The following is a 25,025-nucleotide window of genomic DNA, read 5'->3' as shown; positions in this document are numbered from 1 at the left end:
ACCTCAACACTGCATATTGTCGGCAGCGTCAGATGTGTTGACGAGATAGGTCAGTTCCTTGGTCAGCGCCATCGCCACCTGGCGCGGGCGCGCCAGCGAACGGGTCCGGCGCTTTGACAGCAGGTCCTTGATCTGCAGGCCGTAGTAGTCGGCCACGGTCTTCTGGATGTTGGGGATGCTGATCGCCTGCTGCTGGGCGCGCAGCAGGTCGCGCAGGGTTTCCTGGGCGAACTCGGTGGTGATCGCGCGGCCGGTGAAATTGGCGCGCGCGGTCAGCGTGTTGAGCGCGCCTTCCAGGTCGCGCACGTTGGAGCGCATCTTCTTGGCGATCAGGAACGCCACGTCATCGGGAATCTCGGCGCCGCGTTCGCGCGCCTTTGCCAGCACGATGGCCGCGCGGGTCTCGAAATCCGGCGGTTCGATCGCCACCGACAGGCCCCAGGCCAGGCGCGACTTCAGCCGCGCTTCCAGGCCCTCGACTTCGCGCGGGTAGCGGTCGCAGGTCAGGATGATCTGCTGCTTGCCGTCGAACAGCGCATTGAAGGTGTGGAAAAACTCCTCCTGGGTGCGGTCCTTGCCGGCAAAGAACTGGATGTCGTCGATCAGCAGCGCGTCCACCTGCTGGAACTGGCGCTTGAACTGGTCCATGGTCTTTTCCTGCAGCGCCCGGATCATGGCGCTGAAGAACTGCTCCGAACGCAGGTACAGCACCCGTGCGGCCGGGTTGGCCTGGCGCATCGCGTTGCCGGCGGCCAGCATCAGGTGGGTCTTGCCCAGGCCGGTGCCGCCGTACAGCAGCAGCGGGTTGTGCGCACGGTCGCCGGGCTTCTGCGCCGCCTGGAAAGCGGCGGCCAGGCCCAGCTGGTTGCTGCGGCCCTCGACGAAGTTGGCGAAGGTGTAGTGCGCGTCGAGGTTGCCGTTGAACGGCACTACCGGCGCGGCCGGCGCCATGCTGGTGGCCGGGGCCAGGGCGGCCACCGGTTCGACCGCGCGCGGGCGCGAACCGATTTCCAGCTGCACGTCGGTGATGTCGGCGAAATAGCGCAACAACTCCTGGATGCGCGCCAGGTAGCGCTCGCGCACCTGGTCGACGATGAAGGCGTTCGGGGCGTACAGCACCATGCTGTCGGCGCGGTGGTCGGCCTGCAACGGCTTCAACCAGGTGTGGACATCTTCGGGCGGGAACTCCGCTTCCAGACGTTCGATACAACGGGACCAGGCATCCATCAGGAATAATCGTCGAAGGCACGCGGGACGGGCGCAGCGAAGCCGCCCGGCCACGTGCCGGATAGGGGGAAAGTGGATGGCCCAGACTACCACCGCGCGGCGGGGGCGGGAATGCTTGTCCCTGACTTGTTCACAGAACCATCCACGGCCTGTGGATGAAATCCCTGCACGAAAGGCGGACATGGCTTGACGCAGTGGGGGTAGGGTCTATAGAATTTCCGGTTCTTTCCGTCCCATTCATACAGGTGCCCCCATGGCCACCAAGCGCACGTTCCAACCCAGCAACCTCAAGCGCAAGCGCGATCACGGCTTCCGCGCGCGTATGAAGACCGCTGACGGCCGCAAGATCCTGTCGCGTCGCCGCGCCAAGGGCCGCAAAGTCCTCAGCGCTTGATTGCGTTGCCGCCCCGTGCGGCAGATGCAACTCCGATCGTGAGCAGCACCGACCCGCGCAAGCGATTTCCTCGCTCTGCGCGGGTTCGTACGCGTGCCGAATATACAACGGTCTTCAACGGCGCCCGCCGTGTATCCGACCCGCTGATGACACTGCACTGGCTGAAAGGGGATTCCCCCGCCCGGCTGGGCCTGGCCGTGTCACGCAAGGTCGATACGCATGCGGTGGGGCGCAACCGTATCAAGCGTGTGCTGCGTGATGCCACACGCCACCTCCGGGCAGGCATGGCCGGGGGTGACTACGTCGTGGTCGCCCGCTCGGCGGCCAAACTTGCCAGCAACCGGCAGATCCGCGAGGCGTTCGAACGCCTGCTCCGCCGTGCCGGCGCATTGCCCGCCGTGGTCGCTGACGGCACAATGCCGCCGCGCGAGGGCAACGAACCCTCTTCTTCCTTGAATGCGCCAGGCACCCTGCCTGGTCGAGCCGAGCCTGCCTGCTGATGAACCAGACCCGTGTATTCCTGATTTTCGCCTGGCTGATGGTGGCGGTGCTGCTGTGGATGGAGTGGGGCCGCGAGAAGAACGCGCCGGACCCGGCCACCGTCGCCGCGACCCAGCCGGCGGTGCCGGCCGCCAACGACGCCGACCTGGCTCCGCCGGCCGCCGGCAACGTGCCGCAGGCGGCGGTTCCGGGACAGGCCCCGGCCGCCCCGGCACCGGCCATGGAAGCGGCCACCGCCGCCAGCCGCGTGAGCGTCACCACCGACGTGCTGAAGCTGGTGCTCGATGGCCGCAGCGTGCTCGACGCCGACCTGCTGCAGTTCCCGCAGACCAAGGCCGCCGGCAGCCCGCCGGTGCAGCTGCTGACCGAGGAAAAGGCGCATCCGTACAGCGCCACCAGCGGCTGGGTTGGCCAGGGCGGCTCGGCCGCGCCGGGCGCCAACGGCTTCCAGCCGACCCAGGGGGCGAAGGAATACACCCTGGCCGATGGCCAGAGCGAGCTGCAGGTGCCGTTCGTCTGGAATGGCCTCAATGGCGTCAGCATCCACCGCACCTACACCTTCAAGCGCGGCGACTACGCCATCGGCGTCAAGGATGAAGTGGTCAATGCCGGCACCACGCCGTGGCAGGGCTATGTGTTCCGCAAGCTGGACCGCGTGCCGGCGGTGCTCAGCCGCAGCATGACCAACCCCGATTCCTTCAGCTTCAACGGCGCCACCTGGTACGACAACGACAAGAAGTACCAGCGCAGGCCCTTCGCCGACTACCTGGAGGACGGCAACCTCAACCAGACCATCACCGGTGGCTGGGTGGCGATGCTGCAGCACCACTTCTTCACCGCGTGGATCCCGCAGGCCGACCAGGCCTCGCTGTACCTGCTTTCGCAGAACGGCCCGCGCAACGTGATCGAGGCGCGCGGCCCGGGCTTCACCGTGGCCCCGGGCCAGAAGGTCAGCACCCAGGCACGCCTGTGGGTCGGCCCGAAGCTGGTCAACCAGATCGCCAAGGAAGACGTGCCCGGCCTGGAGCGCGTGGTCGACTACAGCCGTTTCTCGCTGATGGCGATCATCGGCCAGGGCCTGTTCTGGGTGATGAACCAGGTCCACAAGCTGGTCGGCAACTGGGGCTGGTCGATCATCGGCCTGGTGATCCTGCTCAAGCTGGCACTGTTCCCGCTGGCCAACGCGCAGTACAAGTCGCAGGCCAAGATGCGCAAGTTCCAGCCGCGCATCGCCCAGCTCAAGGAGCGCTATGGCGACGACCGCCAGAAGTTCCAGACCGCGATGATGGAGCTGTACAAGAAGGAAAAGATCAACCCGATGGGCGGCTGCCTGCCGCTGCTGATCCAGATGCCGATCTTCTTCGCCCTGTACTGGGTGCTGGTGGAATCGGTGGAACTGCGCCAGGCGCCGTGGTTCGCGTGGATCCAGGACCTGACCGCGCGCGATCCGTACTTCATCCTGCCGGTGATCAACGTGGCGGTGATGTGGTTCACGCAGAAGCTGACGCCGGCGCCGGGCATGGACCCGATGCAGCAGAAGATGATGCAGTTCATGCCGCTGGTGTTCGGCGTCATGATGGCCTTCATGCCGTCCGGCCTGGTGCTGTACTGGGTGGTCAACGGCGGCCTGAGCCTGGCCCAGCAGTGGTGGATGACCAAGAAGCACGGCGAGGACGCACCGACGCCGCCGGCCAAGGCCGAAGCCAAGTAACCGCGAAAGCCCGCCGCAAGGCGGGCTTTTCGCATGTGCGGCGCACGCCGCCGCCGCCCGCGGGGACTGCCGCGACTGCGGCGGGGCCAGCGATACATGCGCGGCTCCACTAGAATCGTCCGGCCCCCGCCTGTCTTCGCCTGCCATGTCCCGTCTTCCAGCACTGCGCGGTTTCCTGTTGCCGCTCGCGATCGCCGCGTTGCTGGGCGGGTGCGGAGGGGGACAGGGCGCCGCGCCTCCCGCGGCGGCGCCGGCACCCGGCCAGGCCACGGCGGCCGATCCGGCTGCCGCTCCGCTGCTGGCAGCGCTGCAGAAGCAACTGGACAGCCACCGCCGCATCATCGTGCTGCTGGCCGACGAGGACACGCAGGCCGAGCGCGACCGCGCCACCTCCACCCGTATCGGCCAGCAATTGTTCCACCAGGGACTGGAGCAGCGCGACGCGATCGCCGCGCAGTTCGATGCGCTGCTGCGCACCGCCAGCCCGCAGCGGTTCGCCACGCTCGGCGCGGTACTCGACTACATCGAATCGGCGCCGGACCTGTTCGACGCCGACCGCCTGGCGTTCCGCGAGGTACTGCGCGACCTGCACGCGCGGGTCGGTGCCGACTCCTCGCTGCCGGCGGTGAAGCTGCACCAGCGCATCGGCGAGGACCTGGAGGCGCTGGACGAGATCGAGCGCAACTACAACCAGGAAGTCACCCGCATCTTCAGCCGCTTCGAGAGCACCCGCGCCATCGCGCTCAAGCGCGAGAAGTGGGAGGACTACCTCGCCCACCTGCGCACGCGCTACGACCGCGAGGCGATCCTGCGCGACCACGGCGTGATCGAGCCGTACCCGATGTCGATGAAGGACAGCGAGCGCGAGATCTTCGGCCGCGACCTGCCGGCCAAGACCGTGGTGCTGACCTTCGACGATGGCCCGCACAAGGCCCATACCGAGGAGATCAGCGCCATCCTCAAGCGCTACGACGTGCCGGGCGTGTTCTTCGAGGTCGGCCGCAACATCGGTACGGTCGGCGCCGATGGCACGGTGGCGCTGGGTGCGATGGCCGGGATCAGCCGCCAGCTGATGGCCGACGGTTATGCGGTGGGCAACCACAGCCTGACCCACGCGCAGTTGTCGCGTACCAGCGGCGACGCGCTGCGCGAGCAGGTGCTGGGCACCGATGCGCTGCTGCGCCGTGTCGGTGGCGAGCGCGCGCCGCTGTTCCGCTTCCCGTATGGCGCGCGCAACGCCGAGGGCCTGCAGCTGCTCGGCGAAGCCGGCCTCAAATCGATCATGTGGAACATCGACTCGATGGACTGGGCCGACCCGGTGCCGGAGTCCATCGTGCAGCGCGTGCTCGCGCAGGTGCAGAAGGAACAGCGCGGCATCATCCTGTTCCACGACATCCACGACCGCGCGGTGAAGGCGCTGCCGCAGATCCTGGACAGGCTGATCGCCGACGGCTACCAGTTCGCCGGCTGGAACGGACGCGACTTCTCCGTCAGCCGCGCGCGCCGCGACGCCGTCAACGCGGCCACCGTCACCACCGGTTACGAAAAATCCTGGGCCATCGTGATCGGCATCGACGACTACGCGAAGTGGCCGAAGCTCGAATACGCCAGCCGCGATGCGCAGGCGGTGGCCGATGCCCTGACCGGCCAGTTCGGCTTCCCTTCCTCGCAGGTGATCGTGCTGAAGAACCGCGATGCCACCCGCAACAACATCCTGGCCGCGTTCCACGACCGCCTGTCCGATGGCCGCACGCAGAAGAACGACCGCGTGTTCGTGTTCTTCGCCGGCCATGGCGCCACCCGCCAGCTCGCCTCCGGGCGCGACCTCGGCTACATCATCCCGGTCGATTCGGATCCGCGCGAGTTCGCCACCGATGCGATCGCCATGACCGACGTGCAGAACATCGCCGAGAGCCTGCAGGCCAAGCACGTGCTGTTCGTGATGGATGCCTGCTACAGCGGCCTGGGGCTGACCCGCGGCGGCCCGGCCTCGTCGTCGTTCCTGCGCGAGAATGCGCGGCGCACCGCGCGGCAGATGCTCACCGCCGGTGGCGCCGACCAGCAGGTCGCCGACAGCGGGCCCAACGGCCATTCGGTGTTCACCTGGGTGCTGCTGCAGGCACTGTCCGGCAAGGGCGACCTCAACGGCGACGGCCTGATCACCGGCACCGAACTGGCGGCCTACGTCGCGCCGGCGGTCTCGGCGGTCTCGCGGCAGACGCCGGCGTTCGGCAGCCTGCCCGGTTCGCAGGGCGGCGAGTTCGTGTTCCAGGTACCGGACAGCCAGGAGTTCCTCAACGCCGGCAGCGCCCAGCTCTCGGCCGATGCCATCGCGCTCAACAGCCGCGCCGATGCGGCGCAGGGAGGCATCGACGCGACGGTGAAGGTGGCCGGCCTGCAGGGCGGCAGCAGCACGCTGGTGGTGCCGGCGGCGGTGCCGGCGTCCGATCGCCAGCGCGCCCAGCAGGCCAACGACCGCGGCCTGCAGCTGTACCGCGAGAAGCGCTACGACGAGGCGGTGGCGCAGTTCACCGAGGCGCTGAAGCTGCGTCCTGATTTCGCCCAGGCCGCCAACAACCTGGGCTTCGTCTACTACCGCCAGCAACGCTACGCGGAAGCGGCGCGCTGGCTGGAGAACACACTGAAGATCGACCCCTCGCGCGCGGTGGCCTACCTCAACCTCGGCGATGCGTATGTCCATGCCGGCGACGCGCCCCGGGCCAGGCAGGCCTATCTCACCTACCTGGAACTGCAGCCGCAGGGCAGCGGCGCCGCGCAGGCCCGCGCGCAGCTGCAGAAGCTGTAAGCCATGAACGACAGCGCCCGCCGCGACACCATCATCGCCATCGCCAGCGGCGCCGCTGCGGGCGGCGTCGGCATCGTGCGTCTTTCCGGCCCGCTGTCGGAGCCGATCGCACGTGGGCTCGGTTGCCCCGCACTGCGGCCGCGCCACGCCCACTACGCACGCTTCCGCGATGCGGCGGGCGAGGTGATCGACGACGGCATCGCGTTGTACTTCCCCGGACCGCGCAGTTTCACCGGCGAGGACGTGGTGGAACTGCAGGGCCATGGCAGCCCGGTGGTCCTGCGCCAGCTGCTGGAGCGCTGCATCGCCCTCGGTGCGCGCCAGGCCCGCGCCGGCGAGTTCAGCGAGCGCGCCTTCCTCAACGGCAAACTCGACCTGGCCCAGGCCGAGGCCATCGCCGACCTGATCGCCGCCGGCGACGTGCGTGCCGCCCGCGCCGCCCGCCGCTCGCTCGACGGCGTTTTCTCGCGTCGCGTCGAGGACGTGGCCGAACAGCTGGTGCGGCTGCGCATCCACGTCGAGGCCGCCATCGATTTCGCCGACGAACCGCTGGATACGCTGGGCGGGGCGCAGGTGCGTGCCGGCGTCGCCCAGGCGCGCGAGGCGCTGGCGCGGCTGCGCGTCGATGCCGAGCGCGGCCGCAAGCTGCGTGACGGCCTGCATGCGGTGCTGATCGGTCCGCCCAACGCCGGCAAGAGCTCGCTGCTCAACGCCCTGGCCGGCAGCGAGCGCGCCATCGTCACCGATATCGCCGGCACCACCCGCGACACCCTGCGCGAGACCATCCGCATCGATGGCCTGGAGCTGGAGCTGGTCGACACCGCCGGCCTGCGCGAAGGTGGCGATGCCATCGAGCGCGAGGGCATGCGGCGCGCCCGCGAGGAGATGCAGCGGGCCGACCTGGCCATCGTGGTACTCGATGCGCGCGACCCGGAGGCCGGCCGCCAGGCCATCGGCGATGCCGCGGCCCAGGCCACGCGCCAGCTGTGGGTACTCAACAAGTGCGACCTGCTGCCGCAGTGGCCGCAGCCGCCGGACGCGGACAGCATCGCGTTGTCCGCCGCCAGCGGGCAGGGCCTGGAGCAACTACACGCGCGCCTGCGCCAGCTGGCCGGCGAGGGGGCCGGCGGCGAAGGCCAGCAGGGCGAATTCTCCGCGCGCCTGCGCCATGTGCAGGCCATCGCCCTGGCCGCCGCGCACCTGGACGATGCCGATGCGCAGCTGCGCCACGACCACCTGGAACTGGCGGCCGAGGAACTGCGCCTGGCGCACCAGGCACTGGGCGAAATCACCGGCCGCATGACCGCCGACGACCTGCTGGGCCGGATCTTCTCGAGCTTCTGCATCGGCAAGTGACCGGCCACCGGCATTGAAACGTTCATCGAGCCCCGGTTAGTCTGGCCTGGTCGCCGCGATGGCGGCCCCCCGCTTTCCGAAGGAGTCCGGTCCAATGCGCCATTGATGCCCGCCCCGCCAGCACGCGCTGGCGAGGCCTCGCGAAGTCCCGCTGCCGCTGGCAGCCGGGTGATCCGGGCATGGATGGAATGCAATGACCACGACTCCCTTCATGACGCTTGAACGCGTCTCCTGGCAGCTGCCTGACGGCAGGCTGCTGTTTTCCGATCTGGACGAAACCTTCGACGCCCGGCGCACCGGGCTGGTCGGGCGCAATGGCGTGGGCAAGAGCGTGCTGGCGCGGCTGCTGGCCGGTCGCCTGGCGCCTGCCCGCGGGCGCTGCCTGCGTTCGGGGCCGGTGGCCTGGTTGCCGCAGCAGATCGACGTGGCGCCCGGGGCCAGCGTCGCCGACCTGGCCGGCCTGGGCGATGCGCTCGCGGCCCTGCAGCGCATCGAGCAGGGCAGCAGCGACGTCGCCGATTTCGAAGCGCTGGGCGAGCGCTGGCAGCTGCGCGAACACCTGCAGGCCGAGCTGGAACGGATGCAGCTGCACGGCGTGTCGGCGGCCATGCCGGCGTGCCGGCTCAGCGGTGGCCAGCGCATGCGCGTGGCGCTGGCCGGTGTGTTCCTGTCCGATGCCGACTTCCTGGTCCTGGACGAGCCCAGCAACCATCTCGACGCGGCCGGGCGGCAGCTGCTGCGCGAACAGCTGCGGCGCTGGCCGCGCGGCCTGCTGGTGGTCAGCCATGACCGCGAACTGCTGGGCGACATGCAGCGTATCGTCGAGCTGTCCGCGCTCGGGCTGCGCAGCCATGGCGGCAACTACGACTTCTACGCGGCGCGCAGCAGCGAAGAGCGGCGCCAGGCCGCGGACACGCTGCAGCAGCGGCGCCACGAACGCCGCCAGGGCGAACGGGCGCTGCGCGAACAGCAGGAACAACGCGAGCGCCGCGCCACGCGCGGCGACCGCCAGGCCGCGCACGCCAACCAGGCGCCGATCCTGCTGGGCCGGCAGAAACAGCGGGCCCAGGCCAGTGCCGGCAAGGCGCAGCTGCAACAGCAGCAGCAGCGCGCACGGCTCGACGAACAGGTGCGGCAGGCGGCGGCGCAGGTCGATGCCGCCGCGCCGGTGGTGTTGCTGCCGGCGGTCGATGCCGGCCCCGCGCCCGCCCGCGTGGCCGTGCTGCAGGATGTGGTGCTGCCATTCGTCGATGGCCCGCTGGCGCGGATCGATCTGCTGCTGGGGCGGGGCGAGCGGCTGGCGCTCACCGGCCGCAATGGCAGCGGCAAGTCGGTGCTGCTGCAGGTGCTTGCGGGGCGGCTGCCGGCGCGGGGCGGCAGGGTGCAGGTGAACGCGCCGCATGCCTGGCTGGACCAGCATCTGTCCCTGCCGCTGCCGCAGGCCACGGCGCTGGAGCAGCTGCGCCATGCCAGTCCGTCGACCGGCGAGGCCGAGCTGCGCACCCGGCTGGCGTTGCTGGGCCTGGACGCCGGCCATGCGGGGCAGCCGGTTGCCGCGCTCAGCGGCGGCGAGCGCATGAAGCTGGCGCTCGCCTGCGCCCTGTACGCGCAGCCGCCGGCGCAGCTGTTGCTGCTGGACGAACCGGCCAACCACCTCGACCTGGAGGCGATGCAGGCGCTGGAAGCAATGTTGCGGCAATGGCCCGGCACGCTGCTGGTGGCCGCGCACGACGAGGCGTTCCTGCACGGCATCGGCATCACCGGCCGGCTGCACGCCGGCGCCGGGGGCTGGTGCCGGCTGCCGCCATGAAACCCGGCAGCCGCAGGGCGTGTCCCATGCCGGTCATATCCGCCGCGCACACTCCCGCTTCCTTGGATGGCGGCAACGGGAGCGCGCGGTGTTCGGCAGAGCGGTGATGGCGGTGGTGGCAGGGTTGGGCGTGGCATCCTCGACGGCAATGGCCGCCGTTCCCGCCCCATCGTCCGCGCAGGTTTCGGTGTATGCGCACCGCGGCGCCAGCGCGCTGCTGCCCGAGCACACGCTGGCGTCCTACGCGCAGGCCATCGTCGATGGCGCCGACTACATCGAGCCGGACCTGGTGATGACCCGCGACGGGGTGATGGTCGCGCGCCACGAGAACGAGATCGGCGGCACCACCGACGTCGCCGTGCACCCGGAGTTCGCCGCGCGCCGCACCACCAAGCTGGTCGACGGCAAGCGCGTCGAGGGCTGGTTCAGCGAAGACTTCACCCTGGCCGAACTGAAAACCCTGCGCGCCCGCGAGCGCCTGCCCGAGCTGCGCGGTACCGCGTTCGACGGCGAATTCCGCATCGCCACGCTGGAGGAGATCATCGCGTTCGTGGTGCAGCAGGCGCGGCGCAGCGGGCGCGGCATCGGGCTGGCGCCGGAGATAAAGCATGGCAGCTACTTCCGCGGCATCGGCCTGCCGATGGAGGAGCGCCTGCTCGATGCCCTGCGCGGCAACGCCTACACCCATGTCGCGCCGATCCTGGTGCAGTCGTTCGAAACCGCCAACCTGCGCCAGCTGCGCGCGCGCATCGGCCGGCAATCCAACATCCGCCTGCTGCAGCTGCTGGGCGAAGCCCAGGCCATGCCGGCCGACGTGGCACTGGCCGGTGGCGACCTGACCTACGCGCGCATGGCCACGCCGGCAGGCCTGCGCGAGGTGGCCGGCTATGCCGATGCGATCGGGGTCGAGCGCCGTGCCCTGCTGCCGCTCGACGCGCAGGGCCGGCTCGGCGCGCCCACGCCGCTGATCGCCGACGCGCATGCTGCCGGCCTGCAGGTGGTGGCCTATACGTTCCGGCCGGAAAACCCGTTCCTGCCGCCGGCGCTGCGCCAGGGCGCGGCCAATGCGCGCAATCCGCAGGGCTCGGTGGCCGAGATCCGCGCCTATCTGCAGGCCGGGATCGATGCCTTCTTCACCGACGATCCGGCGCTGGGCCGGCGTGCGGTGGACGGTGACGCGCCAGCCGCCGGTGGCGACGGCTGAGGCGCGGTTACGACGGGTCGCGCCGTGGGCGTGGCCGCAGCTGCACCACCACCTCGTAGTCGCGGCCCTCGCGCGGCTGCCACAGCACCGGCACCTGGCCGGGCGACGGCGGCTCCAGCTCGGCATCGGCCAGCGGCGCATCGGCGTCGTCTTCCTCGTCCTCGTCTTCCCAGCTGTAGCGCTTGCGCGGCGCCAGCGGGTCGGCATTGCGGAACAGCAGGGCAGCGATCACGCCGGCGGCGGCACCGCCCATGTGCGACTGCCACGACACGCCCGGCTCGTGCGGCAGCACGGTCATCACCATGCCCCCGTAGAACAGCACGCCGATCATGCCGGCGGCGATGGCGGCGCGGTCGCGGCGCAGCAGGCCCAGCCCCAGCACCAGGAACATCAGGCCATGGGTGACGCCGCTGGCGCCCAGGTGGTGGCTGCCGGGTTCGCCCAGCATCCACGCGCCGATACCCGACCCCAGCCACAGCAGCGGCAGTGCGCGCACGGTGGCCTTCGGGTAGACGCTGCCGGCCAGGGTGCCCAGGATCAGCAGGGCGGTCGCGTTGGCGGCCAGGTGTTCGATCGAACCGTGCAGCAGTGGCGCGCCGAGCAGGCCCAGCAGGCCGCCGGTGTCGTGCGGGCCCACTGCCCACGGCCGCCAGTCCCAGCCGGTCTGCTGCAGCGCGAACAGCGCCACCAGCAGCAGCACGAAGCCCAGGCTCAGGTTGAAGGCGCGCAGTACGCGCCGGCGGTCGCTGCGGTCGGTGGCCGGGGTATCGCCGGCGGCGGGCGTGTTGGAAGTGTCCATGGCTTTCGGGATTGCGGCGCCCTGCAGTGAATGCAAGGGCGCCGCGTCGGGACGCCGGTGTGCCACCGGCGGGACAATCGGGGCCGTGCCGCGCGGATCAGGCCTTGTGCCCGCCCTTGGGCGGCAGCTTCAGGCTGAGCACCACCGTCACCACCAGGATCGCGGCGACCACGCCCAGCGACACCGGCACCGGAATCTTGAACACGTCGATCAGCAGCATCTTGGCGCCGATGAAGCCCAGGATCACCGCCAGGCCGTACGGCAGCAGGTGGAAGCGGTCGGCCATGCCGGCCAGCAGGAAGAACATCGCGCGCAGGCCCAGCACCGCGAACACGTTGGAGGTCAGCACCACGAACGGGTCGGTGGTGATGGCGAAGATCGCCGGGATCGAGTCCACCGCGAAGATCACGTCGGTGACCGCGATCAGCACCAGCACCACGAACATCGGGGTGAACCAGCGCACGCCGTTCTTCTCGGCCAGCAGGCGGTTGCCGTTGTACTCATGGGTGATGCGCAGGTGCCTGCGCATGAACTTCAGCGCGGGGTTGTCGTCCAGGCTCGGTTCCTGGCCGGCGGCGAACCACATCTTCCAGCCGGTGAACAACAGGAACGCACCGAACACGTAGAGCAGCCAATGGAACTGGCTGACCAGCACGGTACCGGCGAAGATCATCACCGTACGCAGCGCGATCGCCCCCAGGATGCCGATGATCAGCACCCGCTGCCGCGCCGTCTCGGGCACCGCGAAGTAGCCCATGATCAGCAGGAAGACGAAGATGTTGTCAACCGCCAGCGCCTTCTCGATCAGGTAGCCGGTCAGGAACTGCAGGCCGATCTCGTTGGCCACCGCGGTACCGGCGGTCTCGTTCAGGTAGTACCAGAGGCCGGCATTGAAGGCCAGCGCCAGGGCGACCCAGCCGATCGACCACAGCAGGGCTTCCTTGAAGGTGACCTTGTGCGGGCCGCCGTGGCGCATCAGCACCAGGTCGATCAACAGGGCGGCGATGACGACGGCGATGAAGCCGCCCCAAAGCCAGGGATTACCGATTGTCTGGATCATGGGAGTTCCGGTCATGTGGAGGTTCTGGGGACCGCAGGGGCCAAGAACTGGACACGGAATCGGGGAGACCGGGGACAGAGCTTCGCCTATGCGGCGAAGGTCTTGCTCACAGTCCCGGAACCGGGACTGCCGCTGCACCGGAGCCTTGCGGCTCGAACTGACGGCGACAACGTCTGGGAGCTACTCCCCTTCAGCCGCAGATAGTGCGGCCTGGAGGCTTTGCCGTCAATGAACGCGCCGCGGCGGTGGCCCGGCGCCCGTTACAATGTCGCCATGAATACCCCCCTTCCCGTCGTACGCCTGAAGAACGCGTGGCGCTCCAGCCACCCGTGGATTTTCCAGAAGCTGGTCGAAAAGCCCGTCGCCAAGCCCAAGCCCGGCACCATCGTCGACGTGGTCGGGGTGGACGGGGAGTGGATCGGCCGCGGCTTCTACAACGGCCACTCGCGCATCGCCGTGCGCATCCTGGAAACCCGCCGCGACGTGGACGTGGACCAGGCCTGGTTCGCGGCCAGGATCGCCGAGGCGGTGTCGCTGCGCCGTGACGTGCTCAGGCTGGACCAGGTGTCCAACGCCTGGCGCGTGGTGCACAGCGAGGGCGACGGCCTGTCCGGGCTGGTGGTGGACCGCTATGACGACCTGATCGTGGTCGAGTTCTTCGCCGCCGGCATGTTCCGCCACCGCGAGTGGATCTACGAGGCGCTGCGCGCGCAGTTCCCGGGTTGCCGCTTCCACAGCTTCGCCGACGAACACGTGCAGAAGCAGGAGAGCTTCGATTTCCACGGCAACACCACCACCGAACCGGCGGTGATCACCGAGCATGGCATCAAGTTCCGCGCCGACCCGGCCGGCGCGCACAAGACCGGCTTCTTCGCCGACCAGCGCGAGAACCGGCAGTGGCTGAGCCAGCAGGTCGAAGGCAGGAGCGTGCTCGACCTGTGCTGCAACACCGGCGGCTTCGCCGTGTACGCGGCCGCGCGCGGTGCCAGCGAGGTGCTGGGCGTGGACATCGACCAGGACGTGATCCAGATCGCCAAGGGCAACGCCCGGCTCAACAACGCCCGGCCGAAGTTCGTGCAGGCCGACATCTTCCCGTGGCTGCGCGATGCCGCCAACCGCGGCGAGCAGTACGACGTGGTGATCCTGGACCCGGCCAAGATGACCCGCGACCGCGACCAGGTCATCAACGCGCTGAAGAAATACCTGGACATGAACAAGCTGGCGCTGGGCGTGGTCAAGCCCGGTGGCCTGTTCGCCACCTTCTCCTGCACCGGCCTGGTGGCCGAGGACCAGTTCCTGGACATGCTGCGCCGCGCCGCGTTCTACGCCGGCCGCACCCTGCAGATCCTGAAGGTGGCGGGCGCCGGCCCGGACCACCCGTTCATGGCCCACGTGCCCGAATCGCGCTACCTCAAGGCGGTGTTCTGCCGCGTGGTGGACTGAGCCCGGCATTCCAGGGGAGCGGCAACGGCCGCTCCCATAGCGCGCGGATCGGGAGCCATGCCCGGCGGCTATGGCCTTGGCAACGGCGGGTACTACCGGTCCGCGCCGCGGCGGCGGTATGGTCGTGGCCTTCTCCCAAAGGCCGAGGCCCGCATGCCGCTGTGTCGTCTGTCCCTGCTGCTTGCCCTTGCGCTGGGCGCACCGCTGTCCGCCCAGGCGGTCGACTTCACCCAGGCCGAACTGGCCCGCGCCAAGGCGCTGCAGCAGCGCCTGCTGACCCTGGACAGCCACCTGGACACCCCGGCCAATCTGGCCCGGCCCGGCTTCGACATCCTGCACCGCCATGACCACAACGCGCTGTCGCAGGTGGACTACCCGCGCATGCTCGAGGGCGCGCTCGACGGCGGCTTCTGGGCGATCTACACCGACCAGGGCGACCGCAGCGCCGCCGCGCACCTGGCCGAGCGCGACCACGGCCTGCAGCGGCTGATGGAGATCCGCGAAATGCTGGCCGCGCACCCGGACAGGTTCCAGCTGGCGCTCACCGCCGACGATGCGGCGCGGATCAAGGCGGCCGGCAAGCGCGTGGTCTACATCAGCATGGAGAACGGCAGCCCGCTGGTGGCCGACCCGTCGCTGCTGGGCTTCTACCACAAGGCCGGCCTGCGCCTGCTGTCCACCGTGCACTTCGCCAACAACGAGTTCGCCGATTCGGCCACCGACCCCAAGGGCGCGGAGTGGAAGGGGCTGAGCCCGGCCGGAAAGGCGCTGGTCCAGGAGGCGGTGCGGCTGGGCATCGTGATCGACCAGTCGCATGCCTCCGACGCGGTGTTCGACGACCTGGCGACGCTGCTGCCGGTGCCGTTCATCCTCTCGCACAGCGCCGCCAAGGCGGTGTTCGACCATCCGCGCAACCTCGATGACGCGCGCCTGCGCCAGCTCGCCGCCAAGGGCGGGGTGATCCAGGTCAACGCCTATGGCGGCTATCTCCTGGACGAGACCCCCAGCCCGGAGCGCAAGCAGGCCGAGGAAGACCTGGAGAAGCGGCTCGGCGGCTGGGACGGCATGCCGATCGAGAAGGGCGTGGAGCTGGCGCGCGGGATGGCCGAGCTGGACCGGCGGCTGCCACGCCGGCGGGCGACGCTGGACGACTTCTTCGTCCATTTCGCCCACCTGCTCGACGTCGTCGGTCCCGACCACGTCGGCATCGGCATGGACTGGGATGGCGGTGGCGGCCTGCCGGGCATGACCGACGTCACCGACCTGCCCAAGATCACCGCCTGGCTGCAGCGCCGCGGCCTGAGCGACGCGCAGATCGCCAATATCTGGAGCGGCAACGTGCTGCGGGTGATGCGCCAGGCGCAGGACTACGCGGCGAAGAACGGCGCCAAGTAACCGGCCTGAGGCACGTCGCGTGGCCGCGCTGGCCGCGCGACGGCGACAACCAACGCTGCACGCGCGGCGCTTTCCATGCCGGGGCAGCGGCACCGCCGGTTCCAGGCCCGGCCTGTCTGCCCGCGGCCGACCACGGCCGCGCGCTGCGCTCCGCACCCGGGCGCGAAGCCCCGGCGCTCACCCCGCGCGCGCGTTGTCCGAGGTCGACGCACGCCCCCGCCCGCGGCGGGGGCGCCGCCTGCGTCAGCCCGCCTGCCTGCCCAGCACCGCGTTGCGGCGGCTGTACAGCACGTAGACCACCAGCCCGAACACGTTCCATAGCGCGAACCACAGTTGGGTCCGGGTGGGCAGGCTGAAGAACAGGTAGATGCAGCCCAGGATCGCGATCGGGCCGACCACCCAGGCCAGCGGCGTGCGGAAGGTACGTGCGCGGCCGGGTTCGCGCCTGCGCAGCACCAGCAGGCACAGGCCGACCGCGGTGAACGCGGCCAGCGTGCCGGCGTTGGCCAGCGCGGCGATCTCGTCCAGGCGCGCCACCCCGGCCAGCGCGGCCACCAGCACCGCGGTGAACACGGTGATGGTCACCGGGGTGCCGGTGCGCTTGTTCACCAGCGACAGCCCGCGCGGCAGCAGGCCGTCGCGCGACATCACGAAGAAGATGCGGCTCTGGCCATAGAAGAACGCCAGCAGCACGGTCGGCAGGGCGATGATCGCGACCACGCCGATCACCAGCGCGGCGGTGCCGTGGCCCAGTTCGCGCATGATCAGCGCCAGCGGCTCGGCGCTCTTGCCGAACACGGTGTAGCTCATGGCGCCGACCGCGGCCAGCGCCACCAGCAGGTAGATCAGGGTGCAGCCGACCATCGAGCCGACGATTCCGATCGACAGGTCGCGCTTGGGGTTCTTGGTTTCCTCGGCGGCGGTGGAGATCGCATCGAAGCCGTAGAACGCGAAGAAGATGATCGCCGCCGCGGCCATCACCCCGCGCTCCACGCCGTCCGGACCGACCGACTTGGGGAAGCCGTAGGGCATGAACGGCTGCAGGTTGGCCGGGTCGAACGCGGGCAATGCCACCCACACGAACACCGCCAGCGCGATCAGCTTGAACACCACCAGCACCGCGTTGACCGTGGCGCTCTCGCGGGTGCCGGCGATCAGCATGCCGGCGACCAGGAAGGTGATGACGATGGCCGGCACGTTGAGGAAGCCGCCTTCCACGTGCGGGCCGGCGGCCAGCGATGGCGGCAGCACCACGTTCCAGCCGAAGGAGGTATGCAGCCACTCCAGGAAACCGACGAAATAGCCCGACCAGCCCACCGCCACCGTGCTGACCACCAGCGAGTACTCCAGGATCAGGCTCCAGCCCACCACCCAGGCGATGGTCTCGCCCAGTGCGCTGTAGCTGTAGGTGTACGCGCTGCCTGCGGCCGGCATCATCGTCGACAGCTCGGCGTAGGCCAGCGCCGCGCAGGCGCAGACGATGCCGGCGACGACGAACGAGATCAGCACCGCCGGGCCGGCCTTGTCCGCGCCCACGCCGATCAGGGTGTAGATGCCGGTGCCGACGATGGCGCCGATGCCCAGCGCGACCAGGTGGGGCCAGCTCAGCGAAGGAATCAGCCGGCGGCCTTCCTCGTGCTGGGTGAGCTGGTCGATGGATTTGCGCCGGAGCCAGGACTGCATGCGGACCTCGCGGTTCGTGGTATTCGGGAAAGGGGCCGAGTTTCGCCGAACGCAGCGCAGCAAAGCCAGAATTTCCCGCTGCTTTCATGGGCTTTGGCGATGGGCGGTGGCCGGGGCGACGGATCCGGCACAAAACCGGGTGCCCGGCCGGTTGCCGCGCCGAGGCCGCGCCCCGGAGGCCTGCGCGTAGCGGCGGGCCGCGCTACGCGGTGCGGCGCGGGTGCGCCAGCAGGTAGTCGCGCAGGGCCACGGCCTGGTTGTGCAAGGTGTCGCGGGCGCCGTACACCAGGGTCACCGGCCCGGCGTCCAGCGCATCGCGCAGCGGCGCCAGCAGCCGTGGCTGCGCGGCCAGCTCGCGCCAGTAGCGCTGGCGGAACGCGTCCCAGCGCTCGGCGCGGTGGTCGAACCACTGCCGCAGCGCGTCGCTGGGCGCCACCTCCTTGAGCCACTGCGCCTGCAACCGGGCGTGGCTGATCCCGCGCGGCCACAGACGATCGACCAGGAAGCGCTGGCCATCGGTGGCGGTGGCGGCTTCATAGGCGCGCTTGCAGTGGATGTGCATGCCGACCTCCCGGCGCCGGGGCTCACCCTTCCAGTCCGAGCCGTACCCCGAATGCGATCAAGCATACGCCGACCGCGCGTCGCAGCCACACGCCCACCCGCGGGTACCCGGCCAGGCGCCGGGCGATGAACTGGCCGCCGAAGATCAGCACCGAGCACCAGCCCACGCTCAATACCGCGATCAACCCGGCCATCAGCCCCAGGGTCAACGCGCCGCGCTGCGTGGCCGGGTCGATGAACAGCGGGAAGAACGCCATGTAGAACAGGATCGCCTTGGGGTTGAGCATGCCCACCAGCAACGCCTGCCGGAACCAGCGCCGGCCCCACTGCTGCGCTGTCGCGCCGGCCACGGCGGCCGGTTCGCGCAGCAGTTGCAGGCCGACCCAGACCAGGTAGGCCGCGCCGATGTAGCGCAGGCCGGCGAACAGCAGCGGGTGCGCCTTCAGCAGCGCGGCCACGCCGGTGGCGGCGATGGCGATCAGGATCTGGTCGCCCAGCATCAGCCCCGCCAGTGTCGCGTAGCCGGCGCGCACGCCGCCGCGCGCGGTGGCGGTGAGCAGGGTGAAGGTGCCCGGCCCGGGCAGCATCAGGAACAGGATGACGGCCACCACGAAGGTGCCGAGGTCGTTGATGCCCATCCACGGCATGGCGTTGGTCCCGGCAGGCTCAGCGCGCGCGCTGCGCGGCAAGGCGCCGTTTCACCGCGGCGATCAGCGCCGGCAGGTCGTCATGCCGCGGCACCCCGTAGCGGTCACCGGTGATGTCCAGGTTGCCCTTGCGCCAGAAACCTGCCGGTGCGGCCACCAGCAGCTTGCCCGAGCGCGCATACAGGCCGAATTCGAGCAGAGTGACCGGACTCTGCGTGCCCGGTGCGAAGTACATCAGCACGATGTCGGCCCGTTCCAGTGCGGCCAGCTCCCATTCGACCTGGCGGCGGAACTCCGGCTCGTCGGCTTCGGCGCGCCACGCCGGGTTCCAGTCGGCGCGGCGCGGGTTGAGCAGCAGCACGTCCTCATCGGCCAGCGCCTGCTGTACCTGCCGTTGCCAGTCACCGGCCCTGCCCATTTCGATGCTGCCGGCCAGGAACACCGTGGGCCGCGCATCGTCCCCGGGAATGGCGGCCGGCGAGGTGATGGTCTGCGAACCCGCCATGGCGACCGGAGACAGCAGCAACAGGCAGGACAGCAGCAACGGCTTCATGGCATGGCAGGGAGCATGGGGGACACACATGATCGCAGAAGCGGCGCAGCCGTTGAGACGCGCGGGGCTACACTTTGTCCCATGCAAACCGAAACCCTGATCCTTGCCGGCCTGCTGCTGGCCGTCATCGTGCTGCTGGTGTTCCTGGTCCGCCGTACCGGCGGCAACGGGCACGCCGAAGCGCTCGCCCGCGACCTGGACGCCGAACGCCAGCGCGCCAACGCCGCCGCCATCGACGCCGGCCAGCTGCGCGGGCGGCTGGAATCGCTGGCTGCGGAAATGGAACACGAGCGTCGTGAACAGGCCGAGCAGGCCCGGCAGCTGGCCGCCATGAACCAGCGCATCGAACGGGAAGCCACGCAATCGGCCGAGGCCGCGGTGCGCCTGGCCGAGCGTGAGGCGGCCCTGGCCGACGCCCGCGCGCAGCTGGCGGAACTGACCGCGGCCCTGGACCGCGAGCGCCAGGCCCTGCACGCCGCGCAGGCCGGCGCCGCGCGCCTGCAGGCCGAGCTGCAGCATGCGCGGCAGGCGCAGGAAGAGCTGCGCGACTGGATCGGCGCGGCGCGCGAGAACCTGTCCGGCGCCTTCACCGAACTGGCCGCCAAGGTGTTCGACGAGAAGGGCCAGCAGTTCGAGAAGAACGTGCGCCTGGCCACCGGGCAGTCGCGCACCGACATCGAGACCCTGCTCAAGCCGTTCGCCGACAAGCTGGGCGAGTTCCGGCAGCGCGTGGACACCCTGTATGGCGAAGAGGCGCGCGAGCGCGCCAGCCTGCTCGGCGCGGTGGGTGAGCTCAAGACCCTCAACCAGGACATGGCGGCGCAGGCCGCCGCCCTGACCAGCGCCCTGAAGGGCAGCGCCAAGGTCCGCGGCGACTGGGGCGAGCTGATGCTCGACAACGTGCTGCGCGGTTCCGGCCTGGAAGAAGGCATCCACTATGAGCGGCAGGCGCATGCCACCACCGACGAGGGCGACAGCCTGCGCCCGGACGTGGTGGTGCGTTTCCCCGACCAGCGCGCGGTGGTGATCGACAGCAAGGTCAACCTCATCGCCTGGCAGGAGGCGATGAACGCGGCTACGCCCGAGCAGCAGGACGAGGCCCTGCGCCGCCATGCCGTCGGCCTGCGCCAGCACGTCAAGGACCTGGGCGACAAGAACTACCCCAAGGCCATCGGCGGCGATGCGCTGGACGTGACCATCGCCTTCGTCCCGATCGAAGGCGCGCTCTCGGCCGCGCTCGGCGTGGACATGGACCTGCAGTCCTATGCCTTCGATCGTCGCGTGGTGTTCGCTTCGCCGAACACGCTGATGGCCCTGCTGCGCGTCACCGAGCGGCTGTGGACGCGCGACAAGGTACAGCGCCAGGCACTGGAGATCAGCGACACCGGCGGCAAGGTGCTCGACGCGCTGGTCGCCTTCCTGGCCGAGTTCGACATGGTCGGCAGGAAGCTGGAGGAGGCGGGCAAGGCCTTTGCCCAGGCGCGCAACCGCCTCACCGAGTCGCCGCAGTCGGTGTCCAACCGCGCCCGCCGCCTCGCCGAGCTCGGCAGCAAGGCGCGCAAGGCGCTGCCGCCGGAGCTGCAGCCGGAGAGCGTGCGCGCCTTGACCGACGGAATGACGGGCGACGATGCCACCGCAACGGACTGAAGATCCGCAGCGTCGCACCGCATCGCGGATGCCCGGTACCTGGCAGCGGCATCGATGGAGAATGTAAATGACCGCATTGCTCATCCTTCCCGGTCTGGACGGAACGGCAACACTGCACACGGCATTCATTGAGGCCGCTGCGGCGTGGTTTGACTCCGTTGAGGTTGTGGCGTATCCCCCGGACCGGCCTCTGGATTATGCCGAGCTGGAGGCTATCTCCAGGGCTGCGTTGCCAGACAAGCCGTTTGTGCTGCTGGGCGAATCCTTCTCCGGACCTGTTGCGCTTTCCATTGCCGCGGACCCGCGCGCCAACCTGCGGGGCCTGGTTCTCTCCACTACGTTCGCAACCGCGCCGGTTCCCTTCTTGCGCACGTTCGCCCCATTGCTGCATGCCGCTCCCTTCCCGCTCCCGCCATTGATGCTGCTGTCCTGGTGGCTGTACGGGCGTTGGGCGACGCCAGCGCTTGAGACCGCGCTGCGGGATGCATTGCGCCAGGTTTCCCCCCATGTCCTGCGTTTCCGCGCCGCCATCGCGCTGCGGGTCGACGTGCTGGCGCGATGCGCCGCCATCGCCGTGCCCGTGCTCGATCTGCGTGCCAGCGACGACAAGCTGCTCCAGCGCGATCCGGGCAAGCGGATGAGCGCAGCGATACCACGTTGTCGGACGGTGGAAGTGGCAGGTCCGCATCTGTTGCTGCAGGCCGAGCCGGAGGCCTGCGCCAGGATCGTCGGCGAATTTGCGGCAGGGATCGACGCGGGACGGGATATGCTTGGGCTGCCTCCCCAACCACAGGAAACCCCATGGCTACCGCCATCCAGGACATCCCCCTGACCACCCTCGACGGTACCCCGGCCTCGCTTGGCGACCATGCCGGCAAGGTGCTGCTGGTGGTCAACGTCGCCTCCAAGTGCGGGCTGACGCCGCAGTACGAAGGGCTGGAAAAGCTCTACCGCGAGAAGAAGGACGCCGGCCTGGAAGTGCTGGGTTTCCCGGCCAACAACTTCAACGGCCAGGAGCCGGGCAGCGAGGACGAGATCCGCCAGTTCTGCTCGCTGACCTACGACGTGACCTTCCCGATGTTCGCCAAGATCAGCGTCGCCGGTGCCGACGTGCATCCGCTGTACCAGCAGCTGGTCGCGGCGCAGCCGGTGGCCACCGGCGAAGGCCCGATGCGCGAGAAGCTGGTTGGTTTCGGCATCGAACCCAACCCGGCGCCGGGCATCCTGTGGAACTTCGAGAAGTTCCTGGTCGGCAGGGACGGGCAGGTCATCGGCCGCTTCTCGCCGGACACCACCGCCGATGACGCGGGCCTGCGCGCGGCGATCGACGCCGCGCTGGCGGCCTGAGCCGCGACCCGCGCCGGGCAGCAGACTGAAGAGGCAATCGCAGGATGACTGCAGGCAATTCCGGTGGGTTCGCGGTCGGCGGGGTTCACCCTGGCGCTCATCAACGCCGGTCTCGCCCAGGGCAAGGGACGCAGTGGCATGAACTGGGGGCTGCTGTCGCTGCTGCCTGGCCCGCTGGCCACGCTGCTGCTGGTGCTCCAGGCATCCCCGCGCCCGGACGGCAGTTGAGCTCCGGTCCAGGGCGCCGCCACCGGTCCAGAAAAAAAGCCCGGGATTTCCCGGGCTTTTTTCCATGCATCACCGACAGCGCGTTCAGTGGCCCCAGTCGGGCATCGGCATCGCATCGACCGGGATGGTGGTCTGCTCGTCGTCGCCGTGGCGGCGGGTGCCGTGGCGCAGGTCCTTCTCGATCTGGTAATTGCGCCGCTGCAGCCAGGCATCGCGGGTCAGCGCGTACTCGTCCACCGCGTTGTCGCGGATGTCGTCCAGCGACAGCAGCTGCACGCGGGTATCGACCAGCTGCAGGCCCTGCAGCCCGACGCGCAGCCTGTCCATCTCCACCCGGCGCAGCGGCGACAACGGTACGTCGCCGGCCAGCCCGAACACGTCGCGCACGGTGCGCGGGCCGAAGAACGGCAGTTCCACGTAGCGCGACTGGCGCCAGCCCCAGGCACCCAGGGTCTGCCCGAAATCCTCGCTGCGGCGCGGCACCATGGCCTTGCTGGCAGGGTCGAACAGGCCGCCGATGCCGAGCGTGGAGTTCATCAGGAACCGGCCCAGCGAGTCCCAGGCGTCGTCGCCATGGCCCTGCAGCAGCTGGTTGACCATGGTCACCGGCAAGCGCAGGTTGCTGAAGAAGTTGCTGACCCCGGTCCGCGCCACGCGCGGCACCACGTTCACGTAGGCGGTGGCCAGCGGACGGGCGATGCCACGGTCCACCGCCAGGTTGAAGCGGTGCATCCGGCGGTTGTACTTCTCCCACGGATCGTAGGTCGGCGCGGCGCCATCGCCACCCTTGCCGGCCTCCGTGCCCGGGGTGCCATACAGCGCGGCGAAGTCATCCTCGGCGTCGGTCGCCGCGGCCGGGCTGGGCGTGGTCGCCTGCGCCGGGGTACCCGCGACCGTGTCGCCGGCTGCCTGGGCGGGCTGCGCTGCCGTGTCGGCAACCGGCGCCGGCACCGGTGCGGTTGCCGGCGCGCCTGCGCAGGCGGCGGCGTCCGCGCAGCCGGGCTGCTCCGCGCTGACGCTGGCGCTGGCGGGCGGTGCGGTCGCGCGCACGGGCTTGCCGGCGCAGGCGCCCAGCAGGAGCACGGCAGCCAGGAGGGGAAGGGTGCGGAAGAGGCTCATGTCAGTGTTCGGCCGATGAGGCGTTGAAATCCAGGTCCGGCGACAGCCGGTACGCCGCGCGCAGCTCGTCCAGGCCCACCGGGGCGCCGGCGATGGTAGCGCCGCCATTGCTACGCATGCGTGCAGACAGCTCGGCCAGCAGCGCCACCCCGGCGCTGTCCACGCGCTCGACGGCGTTCAGGTCGAGCCGCCGCAGCCTGCCGGCCAGCGCCGCCAGCTGCGGCCACAGCGCGATCGCCGCGGCGCGGTCGAGCGTGCCGGCCAGGTGCAGGGCGTCGCCTTCGACGCGCGCGGTGGCGTCACTTGCCACGGGGTGCCGGGCCTGCGGTGGCCTGCATGCTGCCGTTGCGCAGTTCGGCCGCAACGTCCTTGATCGACTTCTGTCGCAGCGGGGCGTCGAACTGGTTCTTGAAGGTCTGCACGTAGGAGATGCCTTCGATCATCACGTCGAAGATCTTCCACTGGCCACCGACGTTGCGCATCAGGTATTCGACCGGGGTCGGTTCGGCGCCGGCGCGCACCAGCTCGGTGGACACCTTCACGCCGCGGTTGCCCGGCAACGGCGCCTCGCCCTTGAAGCGGAAGCTGGGCTTGCCCTGGATATCGAGCAGGGCCGAGCCGTAGCGCGCCATCAGGTTGTCGGCCATCGCGTCGGCGAACAGCTTCACGTCGGCATCGGCGGCGCCGCGGCCATGCACGCCCAGCACCAGGCGGGCAGCGTAGTCGCGGTCGAAGCCGCGGCTCAGCTCGCCGTCGATGAAGCCGCGCAGCGCGGTCGGATTGGCGCGGAACTCGCTGCGGCGGGTTTCCAGCGCGGACAGGATGCGCGAGCTGGCGTCGAGCACGGTGCGCGCGGCGGCCGAAGGCTGCGCGGCGCTGGCCGCCGGGCGTGCCTGCGCCTGCGCCATCGCCAGCGACGGGGCCGCGGCGAGCAGGGCCGCGGCGAGCACGGTGGTGAGCAGTCGGGTTTTCATGATTACGGTTCTTCCTTGGTGGGCGTCGGGTGGGGGCCCGGGGTGGACTCGGTGGCGTTGTTGCCGCCGCCGCTGAACATGTATTTGCCGACCAGCTGGATCAGGTCCACCGCCGGCTGCGTGAATACGATCTCGTCGCCGGACTTGAGGACGTCCGGATCGCCGCCCGGCTGCAGGCCGACGTAGCTCTCGCCCAGCAGGCCGCTGGTGAAGATGCCGGCCGAGGTGTCCGCGGGCAGGTCCTTGAACTTTCCGTCCAGCGACAGGGTGACGATGGAGTCGTATCTAGCGGGGTCCAGCTGAATGTCGGCCACTTGGCCGATGGTCACCCCGCCTACCTTCACTGGCGCCTGCGGGCGCAGCTGGCCGACCTGGCTGAAACGCGCCTTGAGCACGTAGTCGCCGCCGCCCATGCCGAAGCGCTGGTTGGTGGACGCCACCGCCAGTACCAGCAGCGACGCCAGCGCCAGCAGCAGGAAGGCGCCGACGGAGAATTCGAGTCGAGGTCCACGAATGGCCATGTTGTTGTCTCACTCCTGATCCAGCAGGTGCCTCGCCGG

23 protein-coding genes and 1 pseudogene are annotated in these 25,025 nt (G+C 69.8%); 13 read left to right on the top strand and 11 right to left on the bottom strand.

The genetic code is table 11. From position 1 onward, the window contains the following. Nucleotides 1–48 precede the first annotated feature (48 nt). Nucleotides 49–1,227, bottom strand: a pseudogene (gene dnaA / locus ABB33_RS05270) (chromosomal replication initiator protein DnaA); the annotation flags it as partial. Nucleotides 1,228–1,480: 253 nt separating this feature from the next. Here dnaA and rpmH point away from each other — a divergent pair. The 7 genes from rpmH (at nucleotide 1,481) to ABB33_RS05235 (ending at nucleotide 11,009) form a co-directional block, all read left to right on the top strand. After that, nucleotides 1,481–1,621 (top strand): 50S ribosomal protein L34, encoded by a 141-nt coding sequence (gene rpmH, locus ABB33_RS05265; protein ID WP_006404565.1) that lies wholly within the window; start codon nucleotides 1,481–1,483, stop codon nucleotides 1,619–1,621. Between the two features lie 38 nt (nucleotides 1,622–1,659). Continuing rightward, nucleotides 1,660–2,121, top strand: a complete 462-nt coding sequence (gene rnpA, locus ABB33_RS05260; protein ID WP_056931421.1) for a ribonuclease P protein component — start codon at nucleotides 1,660–1,662, stop codon at nucleotides 2,119–2,121. Then, nucleotides 2,121–3,833 (top strand): membrane protein insertase YidC, encoded by a 1,713-nt coding sequence (gene yidC, locus ABB33_RS05255; protein ID WP_056931420.1) that lies wholly within the window; start codon nucleotides 2,121–2,123, stop codon nucleotides 3,831–3,833. The genes rnpA and yidC overlap by 1 nt, the downstream gene beginning before the upstream one ends. A 145-nt stretch (nucleotides 3,834–3,978) precedes the next feature. Next, nucleotides 3,979–6,639, top strand: coding sequence for a polysaccharide deacetylase family protein (locus ABB33_RS05250; protein WP_056931419.1), 2,661 nt, complete (start codon nucleotides 3,979–3,981; stop codon nucleotides 6,637–6,639). A 3-nt stretch (nucleotides 6,640–6,642) separates the two neighbouring features. Next, nucleotides 6,643–7,995 (top strand): tRNA uridine-5-carboxymethylaminomethyl(34) synthesis GTPase MnmE, encoded by a 1,353-nt coding sequence (gene mnmE, locus ABB33_RS05245; protein WP_056931418.1) that lies wholly within the window; start codon nucleotides 6,643–6,645, stop codon nucleotides 7,993–7,995. 193 nt (nucleotides 7,996–8,188) lie between these two features. Next, nucleotides 8,189–9,805, top strand: coding sequence for an ABC-F family ATP-binding cassette domain-containing protein (locus tag ABB33_RS05240; RefSeq protein WP_056931417.1), 1,617 nt, complete (start codon nucleotides 8,189–8,191; stop codon nucleotides 9,803–9,805). Nucleotides 9,806–9,953: 148 nt separating this feature from the next. Next, the gene (locus ABB33_RS05235) at nucleotides 9,954–11,009 is read left to right on the top strand and encodes a glycerophosphodiester phosphodiesterase (protein WP_380610156.1); all 1,056 of its coding nucleotides are present in this window, start codon (nucleotides 9,954–9,956) and stop codon (nucleotides 11,007–11,009) included. A 7-nt stretch (nucleotides 11,010–11,016) separates the two neighbouring features. Here the strand turns inward: ABB33_RS05235 and ABB33_RS05230 are convergent, their stop codons facing one another. Then, complete coding sequence (locus ABB33_RS05230; RefSeq protein ID WP_056931415.1) at nucleotides 11,017–11,808, bottom strand: rhomboid family intramembrane serine protease; 792 nt, start codon at nucleotides 11,806–11,808, stop codon at nucleotides 11,017–11,019. Nucleotides 11,809–11,905: 97 nt separating this feature from the next. Beyond that, complete coding sequence (locus ABB33_RS05225) at nucleotides 11,906–12,865, bottom strand: TerC family protein (RefSeq protein ID WP_054668838.1); 960 nt, start codon at nucleotides 12,863–12,865, stop codon at nucleotides 11,906–11,908. Between the two features lie 276 nt (nucleotides 12,866–13,141). Here ABB33_RS05225 and ABB33_RS05220 point away from each other — a divergent pair, with 276 nt between their 5' ends. Further along, nucleotides 13,142–14,311 carry a class I SAM-dependent rRNA methyltransferase gene (locus ABB33_RS05220; protein ID WP_056931422.1) on the top strand — a complete coding sequence of 390 codons (1,170 nt, stop codon included), beginning with the start codon at nucleotides 13,142–13,144 and terminating at the stop codon, nucleotides 14,309–14,311. 153 nt (nucleotides 14,312–14,464) lie between these two features. Next, nucleotides 14,465–15,706 (top strand): dipeptidase, encoded by a 1,242-nt coding sequence (locus tag ABB33_RS05215; RefSeq protein ID WP_056931414.1) that lies wholly within the window; start codon nucleotides 14,465–14,467, stop codon nucleotides 15,704–15,706. Nucleotides 15,707–15,949: 243 nt separating this feature from the next. Here the strand turns inward: ABB33_RS05215 and ABB33_RS05210 are convergent, their stop codons facing one another. From ABB33_RS05210 to ABB33_RS05195, 4 genes are all read right to left on the bottom strand, one after another. Continuing rightward, nucleotides 15,950–17,389 carry an amino acid permease gene (locus ABB33_RS05210; protein WP_054668508.1) on the bottom strand — a complete coding sequence of 480 codons (1,440 nt, stop codon included), beginning with the start codon at nucleotides 17,387–17,389 and terminating at the stop codon, nucleotides 15,950–15,952. A gap of 202 nt (nucleotides 17,390–17,591) precedes the next feature. Continuing rightward, nucleotides 17,592–17,951: a DUF488 domain-containing protein gene (locus tag ABB33_RS05205; protein WP_056931413.1), complete on the bottom strand. Its 360-nt coding sequence runs from the start codon at nucleotides 17,949–17,951 to the stop codon at nucleotides 17,592–17,594. Between the two features lie 22 nt (nucleotides 17,952–17,973). Next, nucleotides 17,974–18,597, bottom strand: a complete 624-nt coding sequence (gene leuE, locus ABB33_RS05200) for a leucine efflux protein LeuE (RefSeq protein WP_054668506.1) — start codon at nucleotides 18,595–18,597, stop codon at nucleotides 17,974–17,976. Nucleotides 18,598–18,616: 19 nt separating this feature from the next. Then, the gene (locus ABB33_RS05195) at nucleotides 18,617–19,150 is read right to left on the bottom strand and encodes a nucleoside 2-deoxyribosyltransferase domain-containing protein (RefSeq protein WP_056931412.1); all 534 of its coding nucleotides are present in this window, start codon (nucleotides 19,148–19,150) and stop codon (nucleotides 18,617–18,619) included. Between the two features lie 81 nt (nucleotides 19,151–19,231). Here ABB33_RS05195 and ABB33_RS05190 point away from each other — a divergent pair, with 81 nt between their 5' ends. The 4 genes from ABB33_RS05190 (at nucleotide 19,232) to ABB33_RS18850 (ending at nucleotide 22,372) form a co-directional block, all read left to right on the top strand. Further along, nucleotides 19,232–20,797, top strand: coding sequence for a DNA recombination protein RmuC (locus tag ABB33_RS05190; RefSeq protein ID WP_056931411.1), 1,566 nt, complete (start codon nucleotides 19,232–19,234; stop codon nucleotides 20,795–20,797). A 67-nt stretch (nucleotides 20,798–20,864) separates the two neighbouring features. Then, nucleotides 20,865–21,629, top strand: a complete 765-nt coding sequence (locus ABB33_RS05185) for an alpha/beta fold hydrolase (protein ID WP_056931410.1) — start codon at nucleotides 20,865–20,867, stop codon at nucleotides 21,627–21,629. Continuing rightward, entirely contained in the window at nucleotides 21,599–22,144 is a 546-nt protein-coding gene (locus ABB33_RS05180) for a glutathione peroxidase (RefSeq protein ID WP_054668503.1), read from the top strand. Before ABB33_RS05185 ends, ABB33_RS05180 begins: the two co-directional genes overlap by 31 nt. 63 nt (nucleotides 22,145–22,207) lie before the next feature. Continuing rightward, nucleotides 22,208–22,372: a hypothetical protein gene (locus ABB33_RS18850; RefSeq protein WP_162531819.1), complete on the top strand. Its 165-nt coding sequence runs from the start codon at nucleotides 22,208–22,210 to the stop codon at nucleotides 22,370–22,372. A gap of 84 nt (nucleotides 22,373–22,456) precedes the next feature. Here ABB33_RS18850 and ABB33_RS05175 read toward each other — a convergent pair whose 3' ends face one another. Genes ABB33_RS05175 through mlaD form a run of 4 tightly spaced genes read right to left on the bottom strand, consistent with a single transcriptional unit; the run spans nucleotide 22,457 to nucleotide 24,986 of the window. Then, nucleotides 22,457–23,491, bottom strand: coding sequence for an MlaA family lipoprotein (locus ABB33_RS05175; protein ID WP_056931409.1), 1,035 nt, complete (start codon nucleotides 23,489–23,491; stop codon nucleotides 22,457–22,459). 1 nt (nucleotide 23,492) lies between these two features. Next, nucleotides 23,493–23,801 (bottom strand): STAS domain-containing protein, encoded by a 309-nt coding sequence (locus ABB33_RS05170; RefSeq protein WP_056931408.1) that lies wholly within the window; start codon nucleotides 23,799–23,801, stop codon nucleotides 23,493–23,495. Further along, on the bottom strand, nucleotides 23,791–24,465 hold the full coding sequence (locus ABB33_RS05165) for an MlaC/ttg2D family ABC transporter substrate-binding protein (RefSeq protein ID WP_054668499.1): 675 nt from the start codon (nucleotides 24,463–24,465) through the stop codon (nucleotides 23,791–23,793). Before ABB33_RS05165 ends, ABB33_RS05170 begins: the two co-directional genes overlap by 11 nt. 2 nt (nucleotides 24,466–24,467) lie before the next feature. Continuing rightward, nucleotides 24,468–24,986, bottom strand: a complete 519-nt coding sequence (mlaD, locus tag ABB33_RS05160) for an outer membrane lipid asymmetry maintenance protein MlaD (protein ID WP_054668498.1) — start codon at nucleotides 24,984–24,986, stop codon at nucleotides 24,468–24,470. Nucleotides 24,987–25,025: the final 39 nt, after the last annotated feature.

Origin of the sequence: Stenotrophomonas acidaminiphila (assembly GCF_001431595.1) — a bacterium.
Classification (GTDB): domain Bacteria; phylum Pseudomonadota; class Gammaproteobacteria; order Xanthomonadales; family Xanthomonadaceae; genus Stenotrophomonas; species Stenotrophomonas acidaminiphila.
Note: the sequence above shows the minus strand (reverse complement) of the source record. Positions and strands in the feature narration are given on the sequence as shown.

Coding starts and splice junctions, on each gene's coding strand:
- rpmH (WP_006404565.1), top strand. CDS start 1,481: ATGGCCACCAAGCGCACGTTCCAACCCAGCAACCTCAAGCGCAAGCGC.
- yidC (WP_056931420.1), top strand. CDS start 2,121: ATGAACCAGACCCGTGTATTCCTGATTTTCGCCTGGCTGATGGTGGCG.
- ABB33_RS05250 (WP_056931419.1), top strand. CDS start 3,979: ATGTCCCGTCTTCCAGCACTGCGCGGTTTCCTGTTGCCGCTCGCGATC.
- mnmE (WP_056931418.1), top strand. CDS start 6,643: ATGAACGACAGCGCCCGCCGCGACACCATCATCGCCATCGCCAGCGGC.
- ABB33_RS05240 (WP_056931417.1), top strand. CDS start 8,189: ATGACCACGACTCCCTTCATGACGCTTGAACGCGTCTCCTGGCAGCTG.
- ABB33_RS05235 (WP_380610156.1), top strand. CDS start 9,954: ATGGCCGCCGTTCCCGCCCCATCGTCCGCGCAGGTTTCGGTGTATGCG.
- ABB33_RS05230 (WP_056931415.1), bottom strand. CDS start 11,808: ATGGACACTTCCAACACGCCCGCCGCCGGCGATACCCCGGCCACCGAC.
- ABB33_RS05220 (WP_056931422.1), top strand. CDS start 13,142: ATGAATACCCCCCTTCCCGTCGTACGCCTGAAGAACGCGTGGCGCTCC.
- ABB33_RS05215 (WP_056931414.1), top strand. CDS start 14,465: ATGCCGCTGTGTCGTCTGTCCCTGCTGCTTGCCCTTGCGCTGGGCGCA.
- ABB33_RS05210 (WP_054668508.1), bottom strand. CDS start 17,389: ATGCAGTCCTGGCTCCGGCGCAAATCCATCGACCAGCTCACCCAGCAC.
- ABB33_RS05205 (WP_056931413.1), bottom strand. CDS start 17,951: ATGCACATCCACTGCAAGCGCGCCTATGAAGCCGCCACCGCCACCGAT.
- leuE (WP_054668506.1), bottom strand. CDS start 18,597: ATGCCGTGGATGGGCATCAACGACCTCGGCACCTTCGTGGTGGCCGTC.
- ABB33_RS05195 (WP_056931412.1), bottom strand. CDS start 19,150: ATGAAGCCGTTGCTGCTGTCCTGCCTGTTGCTGCTGTCTCCGGTCGCC.
- ABB33_RS05190 (WP_056931411.1), top strand. CDS start 19,232: ATGCAAACCGAAACCCTGATCCTTGCCGGCCTGCTGCTGGCCGTCATC.
- ABB33_RS05185 (WP_056931410.1), top strand. CDS start 20,865: ATGACCGCATTGCTCATCCTTCCCGGTCTGGACGGAACGGCAACACTG.
- ABB33_RS05180 (WP_054668503.1), top strand. CDS start 21,599: ATGGCTACCGCCATCCAGGACATCCCCCTGACCACCCTCGACGGTACC.
- ABB33_RS05175 (WP_056931409.1), bottom strand. CDS start 23,491: ATGAGCCTCTTCCGCACCCTTCCCCTCCTGGCTGCCGTGCTCCTGCTG.
- ABB33_RS05165 (WP_054668499.1), bottom strand. CDS start 24,465: ATGAAAACCCGACTGCTCACCACCGTGCTCGCCGCGGCCCTGCTCGCC.
- mlaD (WP_054668498.1), bottom strand. CDS start 24,986: ATGGCCATTCGTGGACCTCGACTCGAATTCTCCGTCGGCGCCTTCCTG.